The sequence below is a fragment of the Arenibacter certesii DSM 19833 genome (assembly GCF_000429545.1).
Classification (GTDB): domain Bacteria; phylum Bacteroidota; class Bacteroidia; order Flavobacteriales; family Flavobacteriaceae; genus Arenibacter; species Arenibacter certesii.
Window position 1 is genome coordinate 1 of sequence record NZ_AUCB01000049.1, and the last position, 24,601, is coordinate 24,601.

Below are 24,601 nucleotides of genomic sequence, written 5' to 3' on the forward strand. Positions count from 1 at the left end.
AGTCTTTCACGGTGTTTTTACTCACCGACAGGGTCCTGGCAATGGTTTTAAATCCTTTTCCCTGGCAGTGCAGGCGAAGTATTTGTTTTACTTGACTCATTGGTTTTGATTTTCCGGCCATTGGTTATCTTTTTGATGGTATTCATCAAATAAACCAAAACCAGAAAGAAAATAGCTAGGGGGGTCAGCATGCTCCCAAATAAATCATCCAGAGGGGTCAACATGCTCCAGAATAATTTAAAAATCTAGCTATCTTATTTTTCAAAGGGGGGTCAGCATCCGCCAGAACGGCAGTTACTTATTGATTAGGCTTTAGAGGGGTCAGCATGCTCCAGTATATCCACTCTTATCTCTCAACCAAAAAATGTCCAAGCTGGTTTTATCTCTAGCGATGATTTCTTCATATGTGTATTTACGCCAACGGCCTTCTTCATTTTTTTCGCTCCACGTTTCAACACGTTTATGGATGTTCTTGCCGTTATATAACTCAATGAACTCCTCCAGGTTTTCTTGGCGCATAGGGTTCTTTTTTGGGGTATGATGTACGTTTGTTCTGTAATCATAAAACCAAATGTCTTTTGTCCATGGTTCTTTACTTGCTGGTCTATTATTAAAGAATAGGACGTTTGCCTTAACTCCTTGGGCGTAAAAGATCCCTGTGGGTAATCTTAAAATAGTATGGAGCTCGGTGGTTTTTAATAATTGTTTACGTACTTCTTCCCCGGCGCCACCTTCAAATAAAACGTTGTCTGGAAGAACTACAGCGGCTTCCCCGTTTATTTTTAGTTGCGTTTTTATGTGCTGCAAAAAGTTCAACTGCTTGTTGGAAGTTGTTTCCCAAAAATCTTGACGATTATAGCTTAAGTCTTCTTTTACGATTTCGCCTTGCTCATTGGTAAAAGTCATACTGCTTTTTTTACCAAAAGGCGGATTTGCCAAGACATAGTCATAGCGACTACCATCATCCGCAATTAGGGCATCATTTGGATTGATAAATGATTCGCCGTCTATTTCACCAATATTGTGCAGGTACATATTCATCAGGCACATTCTGCGGGTATTAGCCACGATTTCGTTTCCGTGAAAAGTTTTGTTTTTCAAAAACTCCTTTTCTTCACGGTCTAATTGATTATGGTCTACAATCCAATCATAAGCCGCTAAAAAGAATCCGCCTGTTCCACATGCTGGATCTACAATGGTTTTCATTGGTTTAGGTTGTACACAGGCGACCATTGTCTTAATCAACGCTCTTGGCGTAAAATACTGTCCAGCCCCGCTCTTGGTGTCTTCTGCGTTTTTCTCTAACAGACCTTCATAAATTTTCCCTTTAATATCGGCACCCATCATGGACCAATCTTCTTTGTCGATTAGGTTGATGACTTTTAGCAGCTTGGCAGGATCTTGAATTTTATTCTGGCTTTTGGTGAAAATCTGCCCCAGGGTTCCCTGCTCGGTAGAAAGCGTACGCAGTAACTGACTGTAAAAAGATTCCAGTTCTGCCCCTCTTTTGCCCGATAGGGTTTCCCAATTGGCGGTCTCTCCATCTGCAATTTCAATACCCTCAACATCTTTTAATTTTGGAAAAAGTAAGCCTTTATTATAGGGTGGTTTGTTCAGTTCATCGGCCATTTTTAAGAAGAGCAAATAGGTAATTTGTTCTAAATAATCGCCGTAACCCACACCATCATCACGCAATACGTTGGCAAGGTTCCATATTTTTGATATTATTGTTGAGTCTGTCATTTTATTTATTTCTATTTAATACGCTAATTACTAATCGCTTAACAGTTTCCATTTCTTCAGGTTTACTGGAAGCTATAAACAGTGTTAAGCTAGCTAAAGTGTCATTACTAATTATAGTTTGTTGTCGGCTGTTAAAAAGCATATTATTTTGTTGTAAAAACTTAAGGAAACAAGCTGCTGCAATCCGCTTGTTCCCATCTACGAACGAATGGTTTTTAACTATTAAATATAAAAGCATGGTGGCTTTTTCCTCCAAGGTGGGATAGAAATCATCGTCCCCAAACCCTTTTCCTATTTGGGCTACGGAACTTTGAAAACTACTATCTTTTTCTTTACCGAATACCTCCGAATCAAATTCGGTTACCATTTGATCGATAAGTTTTTGATATTCTTTTAAACTTGGATATTCTGCTTGTCTAGAGGTTAGTCCTTTAGCATCGAGCTGTTCGTGGTCATAGTCGTCCAATAAGCTTAAGCCCTTGGAAAATACAGCAAGCCATTCGTTATCTGTGGTCTTCTCTTCAATGGCCCTGCTTAAAATGGTGATGCCATCTTTTAATATCTGTACTTCCTGTTCTTTTTGGGCCAAACGTTTTTCGTTAATGGCATAGCCTTCAATTAAATAGTCTTTTAAAACACTATTTGCCCAAATACGGAATTGAGTTCCTTGTTTAGACTTTACTCTGTAGCCTACAGATATAACAACGTCAAGATTGTAGTGTTTAACGTTTTTTATTTGACTTTTCCCTTTAATTGCACCGTGTTGAGTGGTGTGTCGGAAATCCCGACATACCACTTCTTCCTCAAGTTCTCCTTCAGTAAACACATTTTTTATATGTTCAGTAATCGTAGTTCTTCCTTTGCCGAAGAGCGTTGCCATTTGAGCCTGGGTTAACCAAACGGTATCTTGCTCAAATTGCACATTAATTTGAGTTGAACCATCATTGGCTTGATAAATTTCTATTTGATTTTGTATATCCATTTACTGTTTTTTGAACTGTTGCATTTTTTGCACAAGTTCATTTTTTAGTTATCAAGCATCTTTTGAGAACTCCATCATGCAGTTTTGCATATGGCCTTTGTTTCAATTTTGAACTATCTGCTATTTCCGACTAGTTACTTTATTTATTTTTTTCTCTGCTTTTATTTTCTCCAATAACACACTGGCAGGTTCATAATCTTTAGCGGCTTTGCATTGTTCAATTTCTGCTTCGCTCAACAATTTACCCTCAAAGGCTTTTTTAAGAATGCTTTGGCGTAAAGCCTCGGCTTTATCTAAACTTTCTTTTATGTTTTCTTCTACTTTATCGCATACCGATAATCGGGATTCGATTTCACGCACGATGGCATGTTGTACTTCAAGACTTAGCAATGGAATTAATGTTTCTCTAACAGACTTCATACCTACATTTCCTTGTCCCGTATTTCCAGTTTCAGATCCGAAAAATTGTTTTTTGAATGGTTCAGACCAAGAGAAATAAAGAAAAAACTTAGGATTATATGTTTTATTAAAGCGAATAGCAGCGACTCTTTGATTTAAAAGTTGATTATCCGAATTAATAATTGCTGTATACCCATAATCTCGTTTTGTCCTTGTGCCTGTTAAAGAAATAACAACATCATTTCTTAAAAGTAAGTATCTATCTAAGATAGTTTTATCTACATCAGAAAGATAGATTGGATTAACTTCAGATCTTATTTCGCCAGGTCTTATATTCCCAATTCTTAAAATTTGAAATTTACCTTCATCTTGATACATCTTACTTTTAAATGCATATCCTCCAATTGCCAAACTAACTTCTTCAAGTTTGATTTTTTCATACTCCCCCTCAAAAGCCTTTTTTAACACCGCCTGCCGATAAATCTTTAGTTGTTCTTGTGCTTTTTTAAGGTCGGCAATACCACTATCTAAACTACTAAAGAGTTCCTCTATTTTTTTGACGATGGCGTGTTGGATGGGGAGGGGTGGAAGAGGAAAAGGAATGTCGTTCAGAGTTCTTGAAGAAAGATGTTTTACTGTGACAGCGGAAGTTTCACTATGTATTGCATTTAAGTAAGGTTGAATGCATAGAAATAAAAACTCCTTTTCATAACGGTTTGATTTAAAATGAATTCTACAAACTCGTTGGTTTAACAACCCTATTTTACCTGGCCATTTCGAAACTTTGAAATCGCCATCCATGCCTATAAGAATATCTCCTTTTGAAACTAGAAACTCATCTTTATATTCACCTGAATATTGGTTCTGTGTTTCGGAAGTAAAAATATCTCTAATTCTAATTAATGGCAACCCTTCATTATGATTGAATAATTTAGATGAGAAAGCAAATCCATTTTGAACTGTGGCTATATGTTTTAACTCTATTCTCTCCCAACCATCTGCTATAACTAATTGAGGATGAGTTCCTTTTTCTATGATTTGATATGGTGTAAGACCTAATGCCATTAATAATTGTAATTTATAAATTCCACTTAATCTTCTTTTCCCTTGTCTGAACCTTGATTTTCTTGAAGGTTTGCCTTTGAATTTCTGTTGTATTCAATGCGGTTAATATTTTTATTATAGGATGTTATTCAACTTTATTAATTAAGCTGCCAACAACACATTCAGTTTATCAATAATCCTATTCATTTCTTTTCACTTTTAATACTTTTTCGCACACTTCATCCAACGTACTTTCAATCTAACCTTCTGTCATTATACGCTAATTGCAATATTTATCAAAGACACGCCAGTCTTTTCTGGCTAAAAATTGAAAGTATTTATTCTGATAAATAGTATTGTAATAAACTATATTTTTTTGGGTTTTCCTGCAAGTTGTACGCGATAGGCAAAAGCTCCATTTTGTTTAAGCATAATTGCTACCATAGACTCCCATTGCTTAGCTAGTATTTGCACCATATCAAAAGCAGAAAGAGGGTCTTTGCTATTACGCCCTTTTATAAAAAACATACCTATTCCATTTTCCTGATAGGCAGCAATTTCATCTTTTCTTCTTGCTATATAAATATCTTGTGTGATTACAAATGATTGGTTTTTAGCCAGAGCGGTAATCCAATCCAAATCTTTAGCTCCTTTACCAAAAACATCTCTAATGTGCTTTACATCAATATTCAGTCTACCTTGTTTAAGATTTTGTGGCGCTTGCAATATTTGAAATGCATGAGCTAGATAGGGTGGCATATTATCGTCTAAATAAACAATCACGCCGCTTCACAGAATTTAATCGCATCCAAAATTTCTTTTTCAGAGATTTCATATATATGAGCCAAGTAATTTATTGGATCCCCTGCTAAATAATGATTGTAAAGTGTTTCTGGGTAGATGTTATTTTCAGCTAGAATAGGGCTGCCAAATTTTCTTGAAGGATCGACCACAATTGCGATTTCTTTTCCCAATGGCCAAAAACGCATAGCAATTTCATCTTTGTCAAATTCAAGGTTTTTATAAAACTGTTTTATCAGTCTAAAGGCTAATTGCTTGGTTCCATTAAGTCGCTGTATGTTTTCATTAAGCTCAATATAGATGTCCCTACCCGAGACCTGTATGTTATGCAATACTTCTTTCTTTGCAAAAGGGAAAGGAGTTTTAAACATGTGTGATAATTCTTTGTGCGCTTTGATGACAGCTTTTGGCTGTACTCCAGCTTCAGAAAACAATAACATAATATAAAATTCTACCATGGTATGAAAGCTCACAGCCCGGTTTCCTGTAATATTCCAACTATATTTTTCTCCAAATTGTGCTCCAATTTCTCCATCCCAATAGACATTTATCCAACGGCGCACTTTAGATTCTTTGACACGTAAAATCTTTGCGATATCAACGGCAGTGTATATCCCATTTCCTAAGACAGGTTTATTTTCGAAATCGTATGTAGTTTTAGTATCCATTCTATTTGTAAAGTTAGCAAAAATCAAGCCGCTAATACTTCATTAAGTTCGTCAATAATTTCATTCATTTCCTTTCCAAACAATTGATACATTTTTCCTTTTCCGCCCTGGGCATCAAAAGGGGTGTAATCCAAATCGTCTATTTCTATATGATAACTGCTTAGCACGTGGTCTTTAATCATTCGTAACCAGTCTAGTTGTTCTGGAGTAAAGCGGTTGTGCTGACCTGTATGTTGCTTAAAGATCCATTTGTTAAAGTTGGCTTCAATGGTGGTATCGTAGGCTTTTAGTTCGCTGTCTATGCCACAGGCTTTTCTAATTAACGAAACTAAAGCGGTTAATTCATCTTTGGGCTGTTTGCTCTTTACGTCCTCTAAGGTTGCGTAAGCATCCCACACATAATCGGGTGCCAGTAAGGGTTTTTCCAATTGCAGTTTTTCCATCACTTCTTTAATCATCTTAAAGGTGATGTCTCTGCGGTTGTAAGGTTGGTCGTAAAAAATGCTCAAGGCTTTAATTTCGTCTTTGTTGGCTTCCAAATAGGCGGTAAAATCTTTTACAATTTCGGTAGCCTTATCTACAGATGTAGTATCCCACTCACTTTTGGTAATGGTGTCTATATTATGACTGTCTATAATTTGTTCGTGTTGTTTACGCACATTTTCTACATAGTCGTTAAAAACACCTGTAAAGGTTTTGCTGGCCTCTAAGATTAATTGCTCCTGGACTTTCCTTTTAGCTTCTTCCGTCAGAACAGGAGTTCTGTCTTGAATTGGAATTTTGTCTATCTCAATTTGTGCTTTGGATTCAATTTCGTCTTCGTCAAAAGCAGTAATTAACTCTTTGGTAATCTGCTTTAAGTTTTTCCCTCCGGAAAACTCCAGTAATTTGTCTTTCTCTTTTTCTGTGATCTGCTTTTCTAAACGGATCAGTCGGTTAGCTAAGGACAAAAACAAATCTTCGTCTGCGTGACCCATCATAACTGCACCCAACAAATCTTTCATTGGTACCGTTGGTTTGCGCTCCAAAGGTCTGCTATCTGTCTTTTTGGATTTGGTGGCACCTACAGCGTCTACAATTACGAAGTGTGTTTTACTTTTGGCCGTTCTAGTAACTAGTTGTAAGGAATCGCTATTGATTGTTCTGGTACCCCTACCTTTCATCTGTTCAAAGTAGTTGATGCTCTTTACATCGCGCATAAATAATAAGACTTCCAGAGGTTTTACATCTGTACCCGTTGCAATCATATCTACCGTTACGGCAATACGCGGATAATAGGAATTTCTAAAGCGGTTCAAAACCGATTTTGGGTCTTCCTCAATTTTATAGGTTACTTTTTTACAAAAATCATTGCCCTCGTCAAACTCTTCCCGGATAATTTTGATGATATCATCAGCATGACTGTCTGTTTTGGCAAAGATTAAAGTCTTTGGCACCTCATAATCGCCATTTTCATCCACACGGTTTGGGAAAATGGTTGTTTTTAGAGCTTTTTTGTATTCGCGGATGATGTTTCTAATTTGACTTGGGTTGACCACTTTTTTGTCCAAATCATTGCGTTGGTATGCGGTATCCTCATCCTCTTGTTGCCATCGTTTCTTACGGGTGAGTTTATCACGTCTGTCCACAAACCAACCCGATTCTATCATGGCGCCATTTTGTGAAATGTCCGTTTCAATAGTATATACGTCATAAGGGACATTTACGCCATCCGTAACCGATTCCTCATAGGTATATTGACTAACGACGTTTTCATTAAAAAACCCGAAGGTTCTTTTGTCCGGTGTTGCAGTAAGACCAATAAGGAATGCATCAAAATAATCCAATACCTGCTTCCACAAATTATAAATGGAACGGTGGGCCCCGTCTATAACTATAAAATCAAATTGCTCAATGGGTACTTTTGGGGTATATTCTACTGGAATAGCTTTCTTTTTTGACATTTGCTGCTGCAACCAAGAATTTTCTTCCGGATTATCCAATTCTGCACTTTCGTCCAATTCTTCACCTTTTAAAATGGAGTATAGACGTTGTATGGTTGAGATGCAAACCTGACTATCCGATGCTATATAGCTTGATGACAGCCGCTGTACATTATATAATTCTGTGAATTTTCTATTGTCGTCATTAGGCTGAAAGGTCATGAACTCTTGTTCCGCTTGTTCTCCAAGGTTTTTAGTATCTACCAAAAACAAAATGCGTTTTGCATCTGCATGCTTTAATAAACGATATACAAAAGTTGCAGCTGTAAAAGTTTTTCCAGCACCAGTTGCCATCTGAATTAAGGCTTTTGGTCTGTTCTTTTTGAAAGAATGTTCCAGATTATTAATTGCAACAATTTGTGCAGGCCGTAGTCCTGTTTCATCTAACCCAGGGATTGATAAAAGCCTTTCTCGTAAACTTTTTCCTTTTTTGAGCCATTCGGAAATTGTTTCTGGTTTATGGAAACTAAAAACATTTCGCCCTCTCGGTTTTGGGTCCCTGTAATCTGTAAACCGTGATATTGTTCCCGTACTTTCATAAACGAAAGGCAAAGAGTCGTTGTTTAAATATTTTAATTTTGCGTTGGCGTAGTTCACAGCTTGCTCTTCAACAACAGTGAGTCTGTGTCCTTCATCTTCCCGTTTTGCTTCTATAATGCCTACTGGTTTTCGATTTACAAACAAAACATAATCGGCAGGTCCCACATCCGTTTGGTATTCACGAACTGCAATTCCTTTATTTGCTGATAGATCAACTTTGTTTTTTGACTGAACTAGCCACCCAGCTTCACGAAGCATGGCATCGATTTTATCACGGGCTATTTGTTCAGGATTTTGGTTAGTAACAGAAGGCATGGCTGGTTAAATTTTAAAGTTACCAAAGTACACAATTTTAAGCTAACAGGGGATAGTGCGATGGCAAGCTGATTCGTTATTAAGAGTGCGTTCAGGATATGATTGAAGTAAACCCCCGCTCTATAGCTATTATGCTAACATAGTAAATTTATCTTTTGCTTTTTTAAGCTTTCTTGCCTTATATGATTTCTTCTGTATAGTACTATACATTTATTTATATGTAAGAGATATATTCTAAGTTCACTTGAATAGTTAGGAATCGACAAGGAGGTATAGACGGTCCATGAAGATAAAGATTGGAGGCTTTATTAAAGTTTATTTAGACTTGTATCTTCATTTACTCAGATTATTTTCCATAAATAATAAGGGTACTATAAAATAAAAAATTATATTATACACATAAGCCTTTTAAAGGTTGGGTCTGCTCAAAAAAGGATAACTAGCAACACGAAAACATGGATATTGAAAATTATATTGATTCTCTAACGGATATAGAAAGAAAACATGCTCCTAAGAGTTTTTTTCTTGCGGGTGATAAAAGATTGCTTTTTCAAAAGAGGAGAGTTTCGGTGGTCGGCTCTAGAAATGCAACCTCGGAAGGATTGAGAAGGGCCCAAATTGTTACTAAGGCATTGGTGAAGCATGATATTATCGTTGTCAGCGGGTTGGCCCGGGGTATCGATACAATAGCTCATAAAACCGCAATAGAACTTAGAGGTCATACTATAGCCGTTTTGGGAACGCATTTGGACAAAGCTTATCCGAGGCAGAATTTAGATTTATTAGAACTCATTAAAGAAAAACACCTTGCAGTCTCCCAGTTTCCCAAGGGCTATCCAATTCAGCCTAAAAATTTTCCAATGAGGAATCGCACAATGGCATTAATTTCTGATGCGACGATCATTATTGAAGCAGGGGAGAAAAGCGGTATCCGATACCAAGGCTGGGAGGCTCTTCGATTGGGGAGAGAGGTATATTTGTTGGAGAATGTTGCTAACGATCCGTGCTTGACCTGGGCAAAAGAAATGATGGATTATGGAGCACAGTTATTATCGCGTGAAAATATTGATATGGTTTTTAGCGACATCCCTTATCTAACATCAAAATATCAGGATGCCTTTTAAAAAAATAGATTTTGCGACGATGTTATAGTTCTCCTCTAATGGTTCCAATCCTATCGCCCAAAATTCCGAATAGATTTTCTGCTGTTTAGTACTATACATTTATATACAAGTAAGAGGTTTGTTACAAGACTTATTGTATAGGAGGGAACCGACAAGATCGATTAAAAGTTCCTTGAAGTAAACGATTATGCATTTTAAAAGTATATTTAAACCTGGGGTTTTGTAACCTCTGTATAATTAAATAAAAATGGGTTTATTTGAACCTTCTACGGTTAATTTTCTTAAAACCTATATTTTCCTCAGCTGGGATATTGTGCATAAAACATGAACCACACAAATGTCTACGCTATGATAAGTATGCTAGAAAGGAAACGTTTTGTTTTCGACTACAAACTAGCAATAGCGTTTTGCTAATAATAATTTTTTACTCCGATTGGCCAAATTAAAAGATCTGACGGACTTTTAAAACCTGTAAAAGATTATGTATTAAATACTTAACGTCCCATTAATTATAAAAAAATATCTATTCATTTTCCTGTATTTTATTTTTCCTTTCTCGAATTAAATACACGCTAATTAAAATAAACATTCCACCGATTGCATACCAAACTGTAAATTTTTCGTTGTCCAATATGCCCCAAACTACTGAAACGACTGGTATTAAAAGTGAAATCGTACTGGCAAAAACAGCAGAGGTATCTTGAACAAGTTTGAAGAATAAAAACATTACCAAAGTGGTGCTAATGACGGTTAAAAAGACTAGATAGCCTAATGCAGTTAAGGTTTCGTTTTGGCTGTAATCAATGTCTGTAAAAAAACCTGAAAATCCTAAAATCAAAAGAGACGGTACCATCCAAATTGAATAAATACCCGTTGATATATCGGTCGATTTTATATGATACAATTTTTTTTCAATAATGAGAGCTGCAACCGCATATAAAGCTGAACCTATAATTAATAGAATCGTATAATAAAGATGACTTTCACCATTTCCTGAATTAGACGAGTAAACTAAAATAATAGCACCTACAAATCCAATTACCGCTCCCGTATATTGTATAATCTTATTTTTAATACCAAACAAAACAGCGCCTAGGATAAGTGTGAAAATAGGGTCTAATGCATTTATGATACCTGCCAAAGAGCTGCTGACACCTTGTTGTGCAATTGGAAAAATAAAGACTACCAAAAAGTTGCCAAATAAACCGGATAGGGCAATCCAAAAGACATCCTTTTTAGACATTTTTTTCAAGGCAGGGAATCCGATAAATGATAAAAGAAGTCCTGATAATCCAGCCCTAAAAGCTCCGATTTGATATGGGTCAAAAACGGGTAAAGTTTTTTTAATAAGAATAAAAGAAGAGCCCCAAGTTATTGCAATAATGATCAGTAAAAAATATTTATTTTGAATGTATTGCCTCATAAATTGGTTATATTCCTGTTAGGTCGGCAAATTTAATCTTTTGATTCAGATAAAGTCATTTAATTGAATGTATCCAACGGCACAGCTATAAATAGTCCGGTAGTTAGTATAGTATACCTAGTTTATCCGATTAACCTCTAGCAAAAGCTTTTCTCAATCATCGTTTTCAATTCCCTTTAACATTCCTTTAAATAATTCCGGTAATCCACCTTTTAGGGAACAAACAAAGTATATTTAAAAAACCTTTGAAATAAACGCCATGGAGGTTTTTTCAAAGTCTAATTGAATGTGGGGTTAATTGCAGCTACTTACAGCCCCTTCAAACCTATTTTTTAACAATGATTTATTAAATCGCAAGTCAATAATATGTTATTTTGCGTATATTGTATGTAAATAATGCTTAAAATTATGGCAACAATTAGAAAGTCATTGACTATTACCACTTCTCAAGAGATATGGATAAAGCTGCAAATTGAAAATGGTGGTTTCGCCAATGACAGCGAATATATGCGACATCTAATACGTTTAGATGAGGAACGCAACAGGGAGTTTTTAATGACCAAAGCAGCAATACAAGAAGGCTATGATAGCGGTGTGAGCTCTAAAAATAGGTCTGTTGAAGAAATTGTTGAGGCGGCCAAAAATCGCAAAAACAACAGAATTCAAAGCACGAAGAATGTCTAGCTATAATTTATCGTCGAAGGCTGATAGCGATATCGACGATATAGTAGATTATACTCTAGAGACTTGGGGCGAATCACAGACACATGTTTATGTTACCGAATTATTACAGTTCTTACAGACTCTTGCCGACAGTTCCGAAATAGGGCTTAGTGCATCTGAATATGCACCATTACTAAAAAAATATAATTTCAAAGCGCATACAATATTTTATGAACCGACCAAAAACGGCATATTCGTCGTTCGCATTTTAGGACAGCGGCAGGACTTTAAGAAACACCTTTAAACTTTAATTTACCGTTTGGAAAGTCTAAATAGAAGTGGGGTTTAATAAACTTTTGAGGGTAATGTTTTGTTAAATTTATGGCTTGTTCAACGGTTGCCAAGATTATTGTAAGAAGTATTCATTTCAATGCCTTTCTTTTCTAAATCTTCAAATAGACAAATCTGTTTATATTCCTCAAAGAGTAATTTGATTAAACTTTCTTTCATTCGGAAATTTATAAGAGTGAGCAATATTAGGCTTATACATTTTTAGTGACTACTTTTTTTATTCAGTTTTTTCAAGGTCTCTTCAATTAGTTTATAATCCACGAATTCACAGGAAGGCAAAAAGGATTTTTGAAACGAGGGGCAGTAATCAGTGTGGACGGTTCCTTGGGTTGGTAGTCTATTTCTTGCCCTTGGGCTTTTTCAACTGTTTTTTCCTTTTTACAAAATACATCCTAAAACCGGTTATGTAAAGCGTTATGGGCACCAGCCCAGAAATAAATACCACTATCCTTCCAACTATCCCGGCGATTTCTCCTGTGTGGACGGGATAGAATTGGGCTGCAATCCTATCGCTAGTAAGGTCCGTATGAAATTCCGTTAAACTGGCTACTTCGTCGGTTTTTGTTATTTTTAATTCCTTGCTTCTTCTAAGGCCCGGCCCTATAAAACGGTCTTGGATATATCTAAAGTGAAACTCCCCGTTGGATTCTAAAGGGAAATAAATGGCCCGCAGGGCATAGGTAGTATCGGGTTTCCTTATCAACTCGGTAAACTTAGGCTGTACTGCAGTATTGTGATCTTGTGCCATCTTGGAACTATCCAGAAGGGTCAAGGCAGCCTTGTAATAGCTGTTATAGGTGAAATAGGCACCCGAAAAGGCAATAAGGGCTAAAGGGATAAAAAAGCCGGCTCCCAATACTTTGTGTAGGTCGTAATTTAGTTTCTTCTTCTTTCCTTTCCACTTTATAGTAAAGCCCTTTTTTAAATTGTCCCCATAGGCCTTCCACCATATATAGATTCCGGTACCCAAGATCAACAATAAAAAAATAATGGTACTGCCACCCATTAAATACTTACCGATTTTTGGAATGGCCAGGGTACGGTGAATATGTAAGAGGTCCTCAAAAAATTGAATAGAAAACGATTTTGCACCTAGAAAGGTGGCGGTCCGTGGATGGTGGTAATGGGTTTCCCCGTTTTCATAGATTAATGATACCGTCTGCTGTTCCCTGTAAGGCAGATTAATCCTTGTTAAGCTATCCTTGTGCATTTCCATTAAATAGGATGCCGTGCGCAACAATGTTCCTTCAGAAATAGTATCCATATGGGCTACCGTCAAGAGCTTTGGGTTAAGTGCCGCAGTAATTTCCGGTTGCCAAACATACAGCGATCCTGTTAGCCCTGAAATAGAGGCCACCAGCCCGCAGCTTACGCCCAACCAAAGGTGGATTTTCTTAATCGTTTTATTAAAATGTAACAATTGTTTCAATTATTTTAGGGAAAGGCCCATAGTACAGGAATGGTACTATGGACTTTTATATTTAAAACTTGTACTGTAAGCTCAACTTGGCATTGGTGCCTTCTCCTGCCCCGGTAAAGGTCGTTAACGGGGAGGCCCATTGCGACCTTGCAGGTAGGTAGTATTCGTTCAATAAATTATTTATCCCAAGGGAAACGGAAATATTGGACTGCAATTGATAGGCCATGGAAAGGTTTACCAACGTGTATCCGCTTACGGGGAATTCGGTATGCCTATAGGCCCAATTATCATTGGCATCCAAGAAGGGGTCAAATCGCTTTCTATCGCCCAAATTGGTCAGTCTTACCGAAGTATTCAGTTTTTCCGTGGGCTTCCAAGAAACATAGGCGGTCAATTTAGGGGCGGAAATAACATCGCCCCCTAAGAAGGAAAGATTATTGGGATCGCCGACCTGATGTTTTACCCCTTCAACATAAGAATAGGAGGTCCCTATTTGCCACTTGTTGTTAAAGCTGGTAACATCTACCGAGATTTCGCCCCCATAAATTTGCTGTGGTTGCTTGGAAGGCACAAAAGTGTTGATCTCATCCACAAATACCACGCCTGTTCCTAAATTCGAGGTACTGTAGTATCCTACCGCTTCCAACTGAATATTGGGGAACTTGGACATGAAACCAAATTCATAGTTATTGGTTACCGCCGGTTCCAGTTGAATGTCGTTGATATTGCTCGCAACCGCAGAGCGCAGAACGGAACCTAGATCCGCAATGGAAAAACCTTGGGAATAACTAATATAGGGAATAAACTCCTGGTGCTCTATAAAGCGTACCCCAAGATTAAAGGCAAGGTTGTCAAAAGCAAGTTTCCCGCCTTCCACGGCCACGGACGGATTGTAATTCCCATCCCCTTTGGGGGAATAGGGAAGGGTATTGTAATCCACGATATCCATGTTCATATCATCGTATCGCAAACCGCCCTTTACCACCCATTGGTCGTTAAATTTAAATGTTGCCTGAGCGTATGGTGCCCAATTGATGAGCTCTATATTAGGGACCCATAGCCTGCCGTCCAGAAGGCCCTGATTGGTCTTGTCCTTTAGTACGTCCAGTCCGTAGGTCAAAGAAACATCCATGGCACTGTAGGAACCGAACTTTGTATTGAAATTGGGTCTTATCCCATATTTTTCCGCATTGATGACCGATTGGCCCCCATCTTCAAATTTGTCCGAATAGAAAAAGATGTTTTCGGTGCTCTGGTAATAGAGGTCGGTCTCAAAATTGGTAGTACCGTTAAAAATATTGTTCAAGTTATAGGTAACTTGTCCGTTTATGAGCGTAGACCCCGTTGGTTCCTCCCCAGGGATAATCCCTTTTATACCGTAACCCGAATTTATTTGATAATCCCCGGCCTCATTAAATACCCGTACCTCCGCAGGGACTGGGATAAACGGGGTGTCGTGTACGGATTTGTAAATATTTCCGCCCACGGACAGTTTTTGATTTTCGCCAAGAAGGTATTCCAGTTTCCCAAAGGCACTGTAGATATCGGTATTGTCAAAACCATAGGTGGGGAGAAGTGGAACGCCATCCGCATCGTATTTATTGCCGGTCTGCTCCAAGCTACCGCTAACATAATATCTGAATTTATTCAGGTTTCCTTTCAGGGATTGGTATACCCCCCAACCCATGGCATCTTCGGTCTTGGTCAAGTTGGCGGTCCCCCAAACATTGGTGGTGCCTTCCAGTTTTTTGTCGGAGGTCGGGCTTTTGGTGATGTAGTTTATAAAACCGCCATTTCCGCCATTTCCAAAAATGGAAGTAGCCCCTTTAATAACTTCTACCCGACTGATATCATTGGGGTTCACCGATTTTATACCCAACTGTCCGTTTCTAAGGGGGGTAGATTGGGGGATACCGTCTACCATTACCAAAAGTGATCTTCCGCGCAGGGTTTGTCCCCAATTTGAGAAAGTGCCCGTAGAAATCGCTAGACCGGGAACGGTAAACTCCAGAATATCGCTTATGTTGGTCGTGACCTGTGAAAATTCCTCCAGTTTTACCTGCCCGACAACGGTGACCGAAGCCGGAATCTCGGAGAGGTACTCCGAATGCCTACTTGCGGAAACCACCACCTCGTCCAGATTGCTGATGTCCTCTTGTAGGGTGATATGTAACACCTGGTCGGCATTTGTCTCCAGATGAAGGTTTTTGGTTTGGCTCTGGTATCCCAACATGCGGATTTTTAGATGGTAACTGCCCTGAGGGATAGCTTCCAATCTATAATCCCCGTTAAAATCGGTCATGGTGCCCAATTGCAGCTCCTCAATGTAAATGGTGGCCCCGGCTATGGGCTGGTTGGATTCATCCGTGATTTTTCCCTGGAGACCTGCTTGTGGAAGTACGGTTAGGGACAACAGTAAGGCAGCGGCAAATGATATGAATTTCATTTATTCTTATTTAGATTAATTACAGATAAGGGCAAATATAGAGTCCGGAAATTACTCTGCCAAGGTTTTTTAATAATATTTTAAGAAACTGATTTTTGGTATTAGCTTCTATAATTTAAAGGTAAACCTCGCAGGGCGATTTTTTCCAATGATTGGGTAAGTGCCATCTGTGCAGGATAGCATCGGACATAAATCAATAATTAACGGATCTAGCGCTTTGAAACCATAATTAACCCTATCTACACAACAGTTAATGCCACTTTCACAACTTGGAATGTGGTGAGGAATATTGATTCCCTATTTTGTCGATGATTTCAATCCCCAAATCAGCCCTTATGAAATTAAGAAGTGTAATCGTAGACGATTCGTCCATGCAGCGCATGGCCGTGGCCAAGTTGGTGAACGATCATCCAAACTTAGCACTGGTAGCGGAGTACAGCAACGCCATTGAAGCAAGGAAAGGTATCGCAAACAATGGGATAGACCTTGTGTTCCTGGATATTGAAATGCCGATTATCAATGGATTCGATCTTTTGGAGTCCATGGACGACCGACCGCAGATAATCTTGATCACCGGCATAGCCGATTATGCCCTTAAGGCCTTTGATTACGATGTAACGGATTACCTTCACAAACCCCTCACCTCGGGCCGTTTTAATGTCTCTATCGAGAGAGCAGTAACTAAATATGAACAGATAAACAACGTTAGCCAAGATGAAGAGCATATTTTCGTAAAAAGCAACAAGAGAAAGCAAAAAGTCTTTCTTGACGACATAAAATGGATCGAAGCCCTTGGCGACTATATTAAATTCGTCACGGATGAAGCCAATATCGTCACACTATCTACCATGAAATCCATCATACAACAGTTACCGGAGAACAAGTTCCTAAGAATCCACAAATCCTTTATCGTAAACTTGGAAAAGATCGAGAAGTTCAACAGTAGAAATGTTGAAGTTGCAGGAAGACAGATACCATTAAGCCGAAACAAAAAAACAGAATTGGCCGAGGCGGTGAATAGTATTTAGGGATTATTCGAGTACCTATTATATACAGTCTCCTTTGAAGGGCAACCATATATGCCGCTTTAATTTGGAAATTACATTAGAGGATTTCTCTATCCTGCCAAAGCAATTTTTGGTATTGGGCATGGATCGGTTTCATGGGTCTCCGATCTATATTCCTAAATTTATAAATTGGGGTGGGTTAAAAATTCGGTGAATTGTATACCAGATTAATTATTATCAGGATTTCTCTTGAATTATGGCTACTTATAGCTTAAACCTAAGGTTTTCGTTATATATCCTTTAAAGAAATGGTTGTCCCGAACTTTTAATGGACGGGGAAAAATATTTTATTCTCAAGAACGGCCGGGAACATTTTGATAAAGCATAACATAAAATTATTTCGAGGTCTATATCGTCGGCTCATTCTTTTTTGCCCCTTTTAAATATCTTATCCACGCTACCTTTGTTTATAGGCTTTTCGAAATAATCCCTAACCATAGGATGTTCCTTGGCCAATTTACGGTCCGTTTTATTGGAAAAGGCAGAAACAATATAGATGTCCACGCTGTTGATATGACCTCGAAGCTTTCCCAATTCACTTAGAAAGTGCCACCCGTTCATTTCGGGCAGTACAAGGTCCAATAATATTATGTTGGGCAGGCCGTTTTGAGTTTCCGCACACTCTTTGATCATTGTCAAAGCTTCTTCCACAGTATAAAAACCAACGACACGGTTGTTTGGATATGATTGTTCGATCTTATACACCATAGCAAATTGTGAAACCATATCATCATCGATAATCCAAATAGTATTCCCTTCCATATATACCTACATTCTAAAATTGGATCTCATTGGATGGGCCGCTCTTTACTCAAATAATAAATTCTATGTTGCATACCTAAAAACACTTTAAAAGGGCATTGGTCCGGGCCATGGCCACTTTGATTCAATCAGATGCAAAACCAGTAGCCACTCTATAGATAAAAGCAAATAGCACTATTGCAAACATGAGGAAACTGGACCATGTAAAGGCCTTAAGGGCATAAACTTGGCGCAAAATTAAGACCTCCAATCGACCTCTCCTTACTATTTCGTCAACAGGTATTCGAGTCGGGTTAATCGGTGCCTACCGATCCAGGCAAACGCTTTTTATGGAAGTTCTGGAAATTATCCTTTTGCAGAACGAACAAAGCATATTCAAGCAATCTGGGACGTTGCCGAAATCCTCTATTTTTTTGCATAACCACGGCGCTATATTTCATGATCGATTTAATGAAAAGCCACAATTCCATGCTGATGGCGCTGTACAATATTAGGTCCGGACAATAGACTTGATTACAAGGATATTTTGCTGGGATGTAGTCACCATTGGAACCGGAACGACCCATTATCAATGTAGATCCTTGATTTTACTCGCCTTGTGCAGATCCAGTTCTATAAACATTTTATGTTTTTTAATGACATGGTACACGTCAAATGGTAGCGAGTATTTTTCCAACAAGTCAGCATATTCCCTCGCCGCCGCCCTATCACCTTGAATGCATGCTTTCAACATAGTTACATCTATAGAGTGAAATTTTAACACAAAAGAATAAAAGGAGTTCCCTGCCAATATCCCACGACTTGGTCCTATCTCCGTTAATTAACATTTTACGGAATTTGCAAAGTATATTTAAACGACGGTTTTTATACTGTCCCTGCAGGGACAAAAACACCATAGCAAGGAACAGCTTTGAAAAAAAGCACTTCTATGCAATTCGTGCCAAAAAAATACTCTTGCCGGACAGGGCAAGAGTACGCGGCGCAACATTACTCTTGGGAGGTGGTTATTATTTCTGGTCCAAATAGCTCGTTGTCCTTCCATCGACGGGAAATGTAGCCTCTGAGATTTGCTGTGCTATAATGATTTTTCTAAAAATAGGGTATCCCCCCCTACCGCGGGAACCCACCGCAATTTTTAGATCCGGTCGCCAGCTCCCAAAATCCTTTTGCACGGCAATCAAAGGCAATCGGTACCCTATCGAGGGAGGGGCTAACTTCGTATTCGGGAAATAATAAGTTACAAGGGGGATCTAAAAAACATTTTATTTAGGATGAATGAAATCTGTAAAACACTGAAAAACAGTAGAATAACTTATATTATTTATATTGCATCTATTGTTTATATTGCATATATTTCGTATATTACAGTGTAATAATAAAGGAAGTTTAACCTAAAGCAACATTTTATGAATTGAGCAGTAAAGAAGCTAGTAGTGCATTAAAAATGGGGGCGTCTCCGTCCAAAGTTTCGCCCCCAAATAATCAATAATCCTAAAAATTTAGAATCATGACAAAGTTAAAATCTTTATTTCATTTTGTCGCCCCTATTTTGGGCGGCAGATCGGAATCTTCACAAATGGAGGTACTTACCCCTATCGGGTCCAACGATCTTGGCAATCTTAGGACAGCTTACCGGGACCCTATTTTTAGGCCAAAAACTATTTCTTCGAAAAATACCTTCCCAGGGAAGGTTGGCTCCAGAGCCCTATTCGCTCGCACTACTAAAAATGTTTAGTACTAAACATTTTTAAGCGGAGGAAATACACAGAAGTAATTCAAACCTAAAGATAGCAACGATGAAAAATACAGATAGGGAAGATAAACCCACCAAAAAATTTTATGGCCTTTTTCAATACATTTTTGATTTTTACAATGCCGAGCTTTTTGATGACCAGATCGAGGATTGCCTTATCGTCATCACGAGGAAAAAGAATGTGGCCGGACACTATGCCTATAAAAGATGGTTCCACGTCAAAGACCAGGAGACCGACGAATTGGCCCTGAATCCGTCTATGTTCGTTAAGTTCCCATTGATAGAGATCTGTCAGACGGTCGTGCACGAAATGTGCCACGGGTGGCAGTTCCACTATGGGAAGCCGTCCAGGGCGGGCTACCATAATAAGCAGTGGGCCAATAAAATGATAGAAATCGGACTAATGCCATCGACCACCGGAACGGTGGGAGGGAAGATAGTTGGGCAAAGCATGGACGATTACCCCATTGAGGGAGGAAAGTTTATGGAGGTTACCGAGGAATTGATGAACAGTGATCTGTTCACCGGTCTATACCTGGAGGTCAATCCGGAGATCGCGGACCTGATCAATGAGGACAGCCCCTTATTTGACCAGGTAAAGGATCTGACCTTGGCGCAAGTTCAATCCAAACCAAAGGGACCCGTAAAGGCAAAGTATTCTTGCGATTGCTCCAACGTATGGGGAAAGCCGGATCTGGAGCTGCACTGTAAACTGTGCGGATCCGATTACGTAAGAATAAAGTAAATAGAAACAATATAAAAAATAGAAGTAATAAAAACTTGCTTCTATTTTTTATATTTTTAATATTGCATATAAATATTATATTAAATGAAAATAGTAGCATTTAGTAATCAGAAGGGGGGCGTTGCCAAAACCACGAGCTGCCTGAACCTTGCGGCCCAGGCAGCGTTAAAAGGAAAAACACTTTTGATCGATTGCGACAAGCAGGCGAATTTGACCAAAAACTTGGGACAGGAAAATGCCAAGACGACGATCAATGACCTGTTTTTAGGTCGTCCTTTTGAAATTGTAAATGTGCGCAAGAATCTGGATCTGATCCCAAGCTCCATTGAATTTGCGGGTATCGACCTTTTGATCCAAGGAAAATTTGCCAGGGAATTGATCCTTAAAAAGGCCCTCGAAAAGTATCGGGACGATTATGATTATGTCTTTATCGATTGCCCTCCCGATATGAACCTGGTCACGGTCAATGCCCTTTCGGTCGCCGATTTTGTCATTGTCCCGGTACAGGCAGCCCAATTCAGTATGGACGGGGTATCCATTATGATCGAGTTCATTTCCGGGGTACGGGAGAGCCTGAACGAGGATTTGACCATCTTGGGTATTTTGTTGACCCATTTCGATGAACGCTTGAAAATAAGCAGGAGTATCGAAGAGGATATCAAGGAAAATGGGTGGGGGGATGCCCTTTTCAAGACCAGGATCAGGAGGAATACGGCCATAGAAAATTCACAGCACAAGGATTTCAGGATGACCATTTTTGAATACGACAAAAAGAGTACGGGTGCGATCGACTATATGAACCTTGGAAAAGAGGTACTGCATAAAATAAAGAAATATTCAGAATAAGACTATTATGAGTTTAGACGATTTATTAGCTAAGAATAAAGGAAAAAAGGGAACTAAGGCGCCTCAGAAGGAAAAGAGCGTTAAAACGAACTCCAAGGAGGTTCAGCACTCCTTTACGGTCCGACACGACGTGTCTACCAAGGTGTTGCTCGATAGGATCCAACGATTGAAGGACCTTACCACCCCGGCAGCGAAGTTGTCCCAGGGCGCAATAGTGCGAGAAGCACTGGAGCTCTTGGCCAAAGAAATGGAATATGGGAAATTGGAAAAGAAGTATGCGGATTTTTTGGCGCATATCAGTGAAGATTCGGTGCTTAATTCTTAGTTAAGCACCGAATCTTACACTAATAGAGTTGGCTTGAGCGAATTCAAATGTGTATTGCTTTTAGCTTTGGTTAAAACTTATAAAGACCCTTAATTATAGTATTGTTTTTGCTTTCCAAATTCAAATCGTAATCTCCCGAAATTTTAGTTTGCTCAATTATTTGCTTTACATTCTCTGTGATGGTTGCCAAATCCCCAACACTAGGACTTATAAACGGAATTAGTTTGATGTAGTTTGATGAATTGTTTGTTGAAGGGTTAATAGTTCTTATTAATTTATTGCAAGTTGGTGAATTGAAAAAAGCTAATAAATAATGCGTTAGGTTCTCGTCTTTTGGGAATACTCCAACAATGGATTGGTCGAATAATCTGTTCTCTATAAGTGCACCCGTTATGGAAGTCGAACTTACCATTGGTATAGCAATACCATTTTTAAAATAATAGGAAGAATTCTGATAACGAGCTTTTTTATCCTTTTTATAAAAACTAACTATTTCCTCTGACCATTCCATAAACCAGTTGTCTGGTTTAATATATTTTACATTTCCACCTTTTACAATTGGAACAAATATCTTATCGTCTTCAATCCCATTTAAAGGTCTTGAACTACAATCATATGTGATTTTATCTTTATCAACAACCTCATATCTTTTTGAATTACGAATTTCTTTACTCAATACTTTCAGGCGGTCTTTGTCATTACCAGAGTAGAAACCAGTTGCACAATCACAAACATCTCCAATTTTGATTTCGGATTCTTTAATGCAGTCTAAAACATTTGGGTTTGCATTAATTAGAAAAATGTGGTTGATATTATTTAGAACATCTTTTTGTTGAATCTCTAAACTAGTCAAATGTTTGAGATTGTTGTTGCCTAATTCATTTACTGATTTATAACCTTTTATTAGTTTAAAATTATTTTTAATATTGGATTCGTAATCACTACTTTTTTCCAATGCAATTATAGATAAATTTGCATAGCCAAAATTGACTCCTGGAAAATATGAGGATGGAAATAAAGCTATCTCTTTAATTTTTGTTGTTGAAAGGATATACTTTCTAATATCCTTGTGCATATTTAGATTCAGATATGTATCTGGAATTATAAATACTAATTTTCCACCTTCCCTGAGAGATTCAATACAGCGATAAAGAAAAAGAGAATAACTTTCTTTAGCATAAAAACCATGAAATTTCTTTTTTAAGGTTGCTCTATCTAATGAATCTCTCCAAGCTCCATAAGGTGGATTGGCGATTACTGCATCATATTTTCCACCCATTGAGCACAGAAGATCTAATCCTGTATCAGTTAATGTATCTGTTTGTTTAATTGATAAATTCTCTAAACCTGAATATTTAACTTTTAGTTTTTCACAGGCTTCTTCATTCAGCTCAAAAGCATCAATTATAATATCTGGAAATTTCTTTAAAATAGGATCAATAAAAACCCCGTCACCAGCACAAGGTTCAAAGATTGTTTCCGTACCGTTTAAATTGAGTAAATCTACCATATAAGATACTATAGGTTCTGATTTGGTGTAGTATGCCTGAAATATTCTTTGTTCACTAATCATAATTTACCAAGTTAAATATTGAGTTAAGTCGTTATTATTTAAATGTTCGACGAATTCATTATCCAAATCTTCTACCCAATTAATGTTTTGGTTTATCCAAGATTTAATGTCAAATCCAGAATATTTGTGTAGTTCATCATAGGTTTCATCTCCGGAAAATGCACTCCATATTTTTGAGTTTTTTAAAGTGTTAAAATAGTTGTTGTTTTCGGCTGCTCGTACGAATATTAAAGGTTCATAGTTATCTTCAAGGTTTTGGTAAATACTTGCGACTAATAATAGTCTGTTAACATTTCCTTTTTCATTGGATCCAAAACCACTTTTGAAGTCAACAACATATTTTTTACCCTCAAAAACAAAATGTAAATCGAGTTGAAGCTTTATTTCTCCTGACATTACTAAGCTCCAAACCTTATTATAGTATTTTAATAGTTGTTCTTTTTGCTCCTTTTCAATTGGAAGGTCATTTATATATTCCTGAACTTCGTCTGCAAGTTGTTTCTTAACGTCCGCAAAAAGCGGTGGAATAAAAAGCTCAAGTTCATTAATTGGATATTCAAAAGCCAGTTTGCAAAAAGGCTCCCATAATTCCCCAATTCTTCGTGAAAATGCCATGTATTCATATGGCCATACGGAATGACGGACTTCGAGCATCACAACATAATTACAATATGTAACCATTAATATGCACTCAAGTGTTTCTTGATTAGACCAATTTTCTTTTTTGCTTTTTTGTTCAATAATTTCGATTAATGTAACTTTTGCTTGGACAAGCAGAGAGTTTAAACGTCTAGCTTTTTTCTTGTATTCAGTATTTCCAAAATCGACATTTACTTCTGAAATAAACTCCGAAGATCTATCTCTAAAATATTTTAAAATTTGAGATTTACTCGTTGCTGTTTCTTTTGTAATATTCATTTGGTCTTCTAGGTGTTTCTCCAATGTATTGATTTATTTTTAGTACAACTTACAGATATAATTATTGGCAATGATTATTCGGCTTTGTATGTGTGGCGAATATAATATTTTTAATGCTATTGATTTATTTCTATCAACTTAACTGGATTATTATTGATATTCCTAGGGGAGCAAAAAGTTACTTATTTTTAACTCTTTACAAAAAGCGTATTTTGTAAAGAGTTCTATTTTGTTGAAGTGCAGAGTAGGGGAGTCGCCGGAAATCCTGACGCCAAGCCTGATAAGCATAATGTAAAGAGTATATTTAAACCTGGGGTTTAGTAAACTGCAGAGGATTGGTATTATCCTCCGTGAAAATTTCGTTTTAGGCGCATTCAGAATTGACGCAACTGCTTGTTTATCAGGTATTTAATTCGTATATTTAGATATAATAAAACCCCGAAAACGAGTCTCTAGCTCAAAAAACGGGGTTTTTATCTTAATGTCTATGTCCAAGATACGAAGAATCCACGATTTCCAGCACAGTTTTACATTTTCCTCCCAGACCGAAGAGTTCGATGCGTTTTACGCCCGGTTTCTCGAAAGCGATCTTGGCAAGATCTATATCGCCATCCCTTGGGACGAACTGGTAGCGGCCCTTGGTCTGAAGGAAGCCAAAAAGGGCCCAAGGTGCATCTTCTGCGCCAAGGGCAAACTTGCCCTTATGTTCCT

Annotated in this window: 23 protein-coding genes and 1 pseudogene; 10 read left to right on the plus strand and 14 right to left on the minus strand. The window is 37.9% G+C overall.

Features of this window, described 5'->3' with window-relative positions:
• The 7 genes from G466_RS24755 to G466_RS0117660 form a co-directional block, all read right to left on the minus strand.
• Window positions 1-121 (minus strand): helix-turn-helix domain-containing protein (locus tag G466_RS24755; protein WP_157373976.1); only part of this gene is annotated, 121 nt, incomplete at its 3' end.
• Between the two features lie 200 nt (window positions 122-321).
• Entirely contained in the window at window positions 322-1,743 is a 1,422-nt protein-coding gene (locus G466_RS22535) for a class I SAM-dependent DNA methyltransferase (RefSeq protein WP_084418950.1), read from the minus strand.
• 1 nt (window position 1,744) lies between these two features.
• Complete coding sequence (rhuM, locus tag G466_RS0117640) at window positions 1,745-2,725, minus strand: virulence protein RhuM/Fic/DOC family protein (protein ID WP_026814824.1); 981 nt, start codon at window positions 2,723-2,725, stop codon at window positions 1,745-1,747.
• 120 nt (window positions 2,726-2,845) lie between these two features.
• Window positions 2,846-4,189, minus strand: coding sequence for a restriction endonuclease subunit S (locus tag G466_RS22540; protein ID WP_026814825.1), 1,344 nt, complete (start codon window positions 4,187-4,189; stop codon window positions 2,846-2,848).
• Between the two features lie 345 nt (window positions 4,190-4,534).
• Complete coding sequence (locus tag G466_RS0117650; RefSeq protein ID WP_026814826.1) at window positions 4,535-4,951, minus strand: PIN-like domain-containing protein; 417 nt, start codon at window positions 4,949-4,951, stop codon at window positions 4,535-4,537.
• On the minus strand, window positions 4,948-5,637 hold the full coding sequence (locus G466_RS0117655) for a DUF433 domain-containing protein (RefSeq protein WP_026814827.1): 690 nt from the start codon (window positions 5,635-5,637) through the stop codon (window positions 4,948-4,950). The genes G466_RS0117650 and G466_RS0117655 overlap by 4 nt, the downstream gene beginning before the upstream one ends.
• A gap of 23 nt (window positions 5,638-5,660) precedes the next feature.
• Window positions 5,661-8,474: a type I restriction endonuclease subunit R gene (locus G466_RS0117660; RefSeq protein ID WP_026814828.1), complete on the minus strand. Its 2,814-nt coding sequence runs from the start codon at window positions 8,472-8,474 to the stop codon at window positions 5,661-5,663.
• 455 nt (window positions 8,475-8,929) lie between these two features.
• Between G466_RS0117660 and G466_RS0117665 the strand changes: the two genes are divergently transcribed.
• Complete coding sequence (locus tag G466_RS0117665) at window positions 8,930-9,598, plus strand: DNA processing protein DprA (protein ID WP_051315748.1); 669 nt, start codon at window positions 8,930-8,932, stop codon at window positions 9,596-9,598.
• Window positions 9,599-10,121: 523 nt separating this feature from the next.
• On the opposite strand, the gene G466_RS0117670 is transcribed toward G466_RS0117665, so the two are convergent.
• Complete coding sequence (locus tag G466_RS0117670; RefSeq protein ID WP_026814830.1) at window positions 10,122-11,021, minus strand: DMT family transporter; 900 nt, start codon at window positions 11,019-11,021, stop codon at window positions 10,122-10,124.
• A gap of 408 nt (window positions 11,022-11,429) precedes the next feature.
• Between G466_RS0117670 and G466_RS0117675 the strand changes: the two genes are divergently transcribed.
• Window positions 11,430-11,705, plus strand: coding sequence for a ribbon-helix-helix domain-containing protein (locus G466_RS0117675; protein WP_034236094.1), 276 nt, complete (start codon window positions 11,430-11,432; stop codon window positions 11,703-11,705).
• A complete protein-coding gene (locus G466_RS24760; RefSeq protein ID WP_026814832.1) occupies window positions 11,698-11,988 on the plus strand; it encodes a type II toxin-antitoxin system RelE/ParE family toxin in 291 nt (96 codons plus the stop codon). The genes G466_RS0117675 and G466_RS24760 overlap by 8 nt, the downstream gene beginning before the upstream one ends.
• Window positions 11,989-12,372: 384 nt before the next feature.
• Here the strand turns inward: G466_RS24760 and G466_RS0117690 are convergent, their stop codons facing one another.
• Together G466_RS0117690 and G466_RS0117695 are read right to left on the minus strand one after the other, a co-directional pair.
• A complete protein-coding gene (locus G466_RS0117690; protein WP_026814833.1) occupies window positions 12,373-13,464 on the minus strand; it encodes a PepSY-associated TM helix domain-containing protein in 1,092 nt (363 codons plus the stop codon).
• Between the two features lie 52 nt (window positions 13,465-13,516).
• Window positions 13,517-15,901: a TonB-dependent receptor gene (locus G466_RS0117695; RefSeq protein ID WP_026814834.1), complete on the minus strand. Its 2,385-nt coding sequence runs from the start codon at window positions 15,899-15,901 to the stop codon at window positions 13,517-13,519.
• 335 nt (window positions 15,902-16,236) lie between these two features.
• On the opposite strand from G466_RS0117695, the gene G466_RS0117700 reads away from it, so the two are divergent.
• Window positions 16,237-16,929 (plus strand): LytR/AlgR family response regulator transcription factor, encoded by a 693-nt coding sequence (locus G466_RS0117700; RefSeq protein ID WP_026814835.1) that lies wholly within the window; start codon window positions 16,237-16,239, stop codon window positions 16,927-16,929.
• Window positions 16,930-17,227: 298 nt separating this feature from the next.
• A pseudogene (locus G466_RS24765) lies at window positions 17,228-17,296 on the plus strand (hypothetical protein); the annotation flags it as partial.
• Between the two features lie 32 nt (window positions 17,297-17,328).
• Here G466_RS24765 and G466_RS0117705 read toward each other — a convergent pair.
• Together G466_RS0117705 and G466_RS24655 are read right to left on the minus strand one after the other, a co-directional pair.
• Window positions 17,329-17,730, minus strand: coding sequence for a response regulator (locus G466_RS0117705; RefSeq protein WP_026814836.1), 402 nt, complete (start codon window positions 17,728-17,730; stop codon window positions 17,329-17,331).
• Window positions 17,731-17,854: 124 nt separating this feature from the next.
• On the minus strand, window positions 17,855-17,980 hold the full coding sequence (locus G466_RS24655; protein ID WP_316929609.1) for a DUF6747 family protein: 126 nt from the start codon (window positions 17,978-17,980) through the stop codon (window positions 17,855-17,857).
• A gap of 1,257 nt (window positions 17,981-19,237) precedes the next feature.
• Here G466_RS24655 and G466_RS0117725 point away from each other — a divergent pair.
• The 4 genes from G466_RS0117725 (at window position 19,238) to G466_RS0117740 (ending at window position 21,399) form a co-directional block, all read left to right on the plus strand.
• A complete protein-coding gene (locus G466_RS0117725) occupies window positions 19,238-19,465 on the plus strand; it encodes a hypothetical protein (protein ID WP_026814838.1) in 228 nt (75 codons plus the stop codon).
• Between the two features lie 61 nt (window positions 19,466-19,526).
• The gene (locus G466_RS0117730) at window positions 19,527-20,228 is read left to right on the plus strand and encodes a SprT-like domain-containing protein (RefSeq protein WP_026814839.1); all 702 of its coding nucleotides are present in this window, start codon (window positions 19,527-19,529) and stop codon (window positions 20,226-20,228) included.
• An 84-nt stretch (window positions 20,229-20,312) separates the two neighbouring features.
• The gene (locus G466_RS0117735; protein WP_026814840.1) at window positions 20,313-21,074 is read left to right on the plus strand and encodes a ParA family protein; all 762 of its coding nucleotides are present in this window, start codon (window positions 20,313-20,315) and stop codon (window positions 21,072-21,074) included.
• Window positions 21,075-21,081: 7 nt separating this feature from the next.
• Window positions 21,082-21,399, plus strand: coding sequence for a hypothetical protein (locus tag G466_RS0117740; RefSeq protein WP_026814841.1), 318 nt, complete (start codon window positions 21,082-21,084; stop codon window positions 21,397-21,399).
• Window positions 21,400-21,469: 70 nt separating this feature from the next.
• On the opposite strand, the gene G466_RS22545 is transcribed toward G466_RS0117740, so the two are convergent.
• Both G466_RS22545 and G466_RS0117750 read right to left on the minus strand, forming a co-directional pair.
• Entirely contained in the window at window positions 21,470-22,972 is a 1,503-nt protein-coding gene (locus G466_RS22545; protein ID WP_051315750.1) for an Eco57I restriction-modification methylase domain-containing protein, read from the minus strand.
• Between the two features lie 3 nt (window positions 22,973-22,975).
• The gene (locus tag G466_RS0117750; RefSeq protein WP_157373979.1) at window positions 22,976-23,914 is read right to left on the minus strand and encodes a hypothetical protein; all 939 of its coding nucleotides are present in this window, start codon (window positions 23,912-23,914) and stop codon (window positions 22,976-22,978) included.
• Between the two features lie 463 nt (window positions 23,915-24,377).
• On the opposite strand from G466_RS0117750, the gene G466_RS23980 reads away from it, so the two are divergent.
• Window positions 24,378-24,601, plus strand: a 224-nt coding sequence (locus tag G466_RS23980) for a hypothetical protein (protein ID WP_157373982.1), incomplete at its 3' end; no start/stop codon positions are given.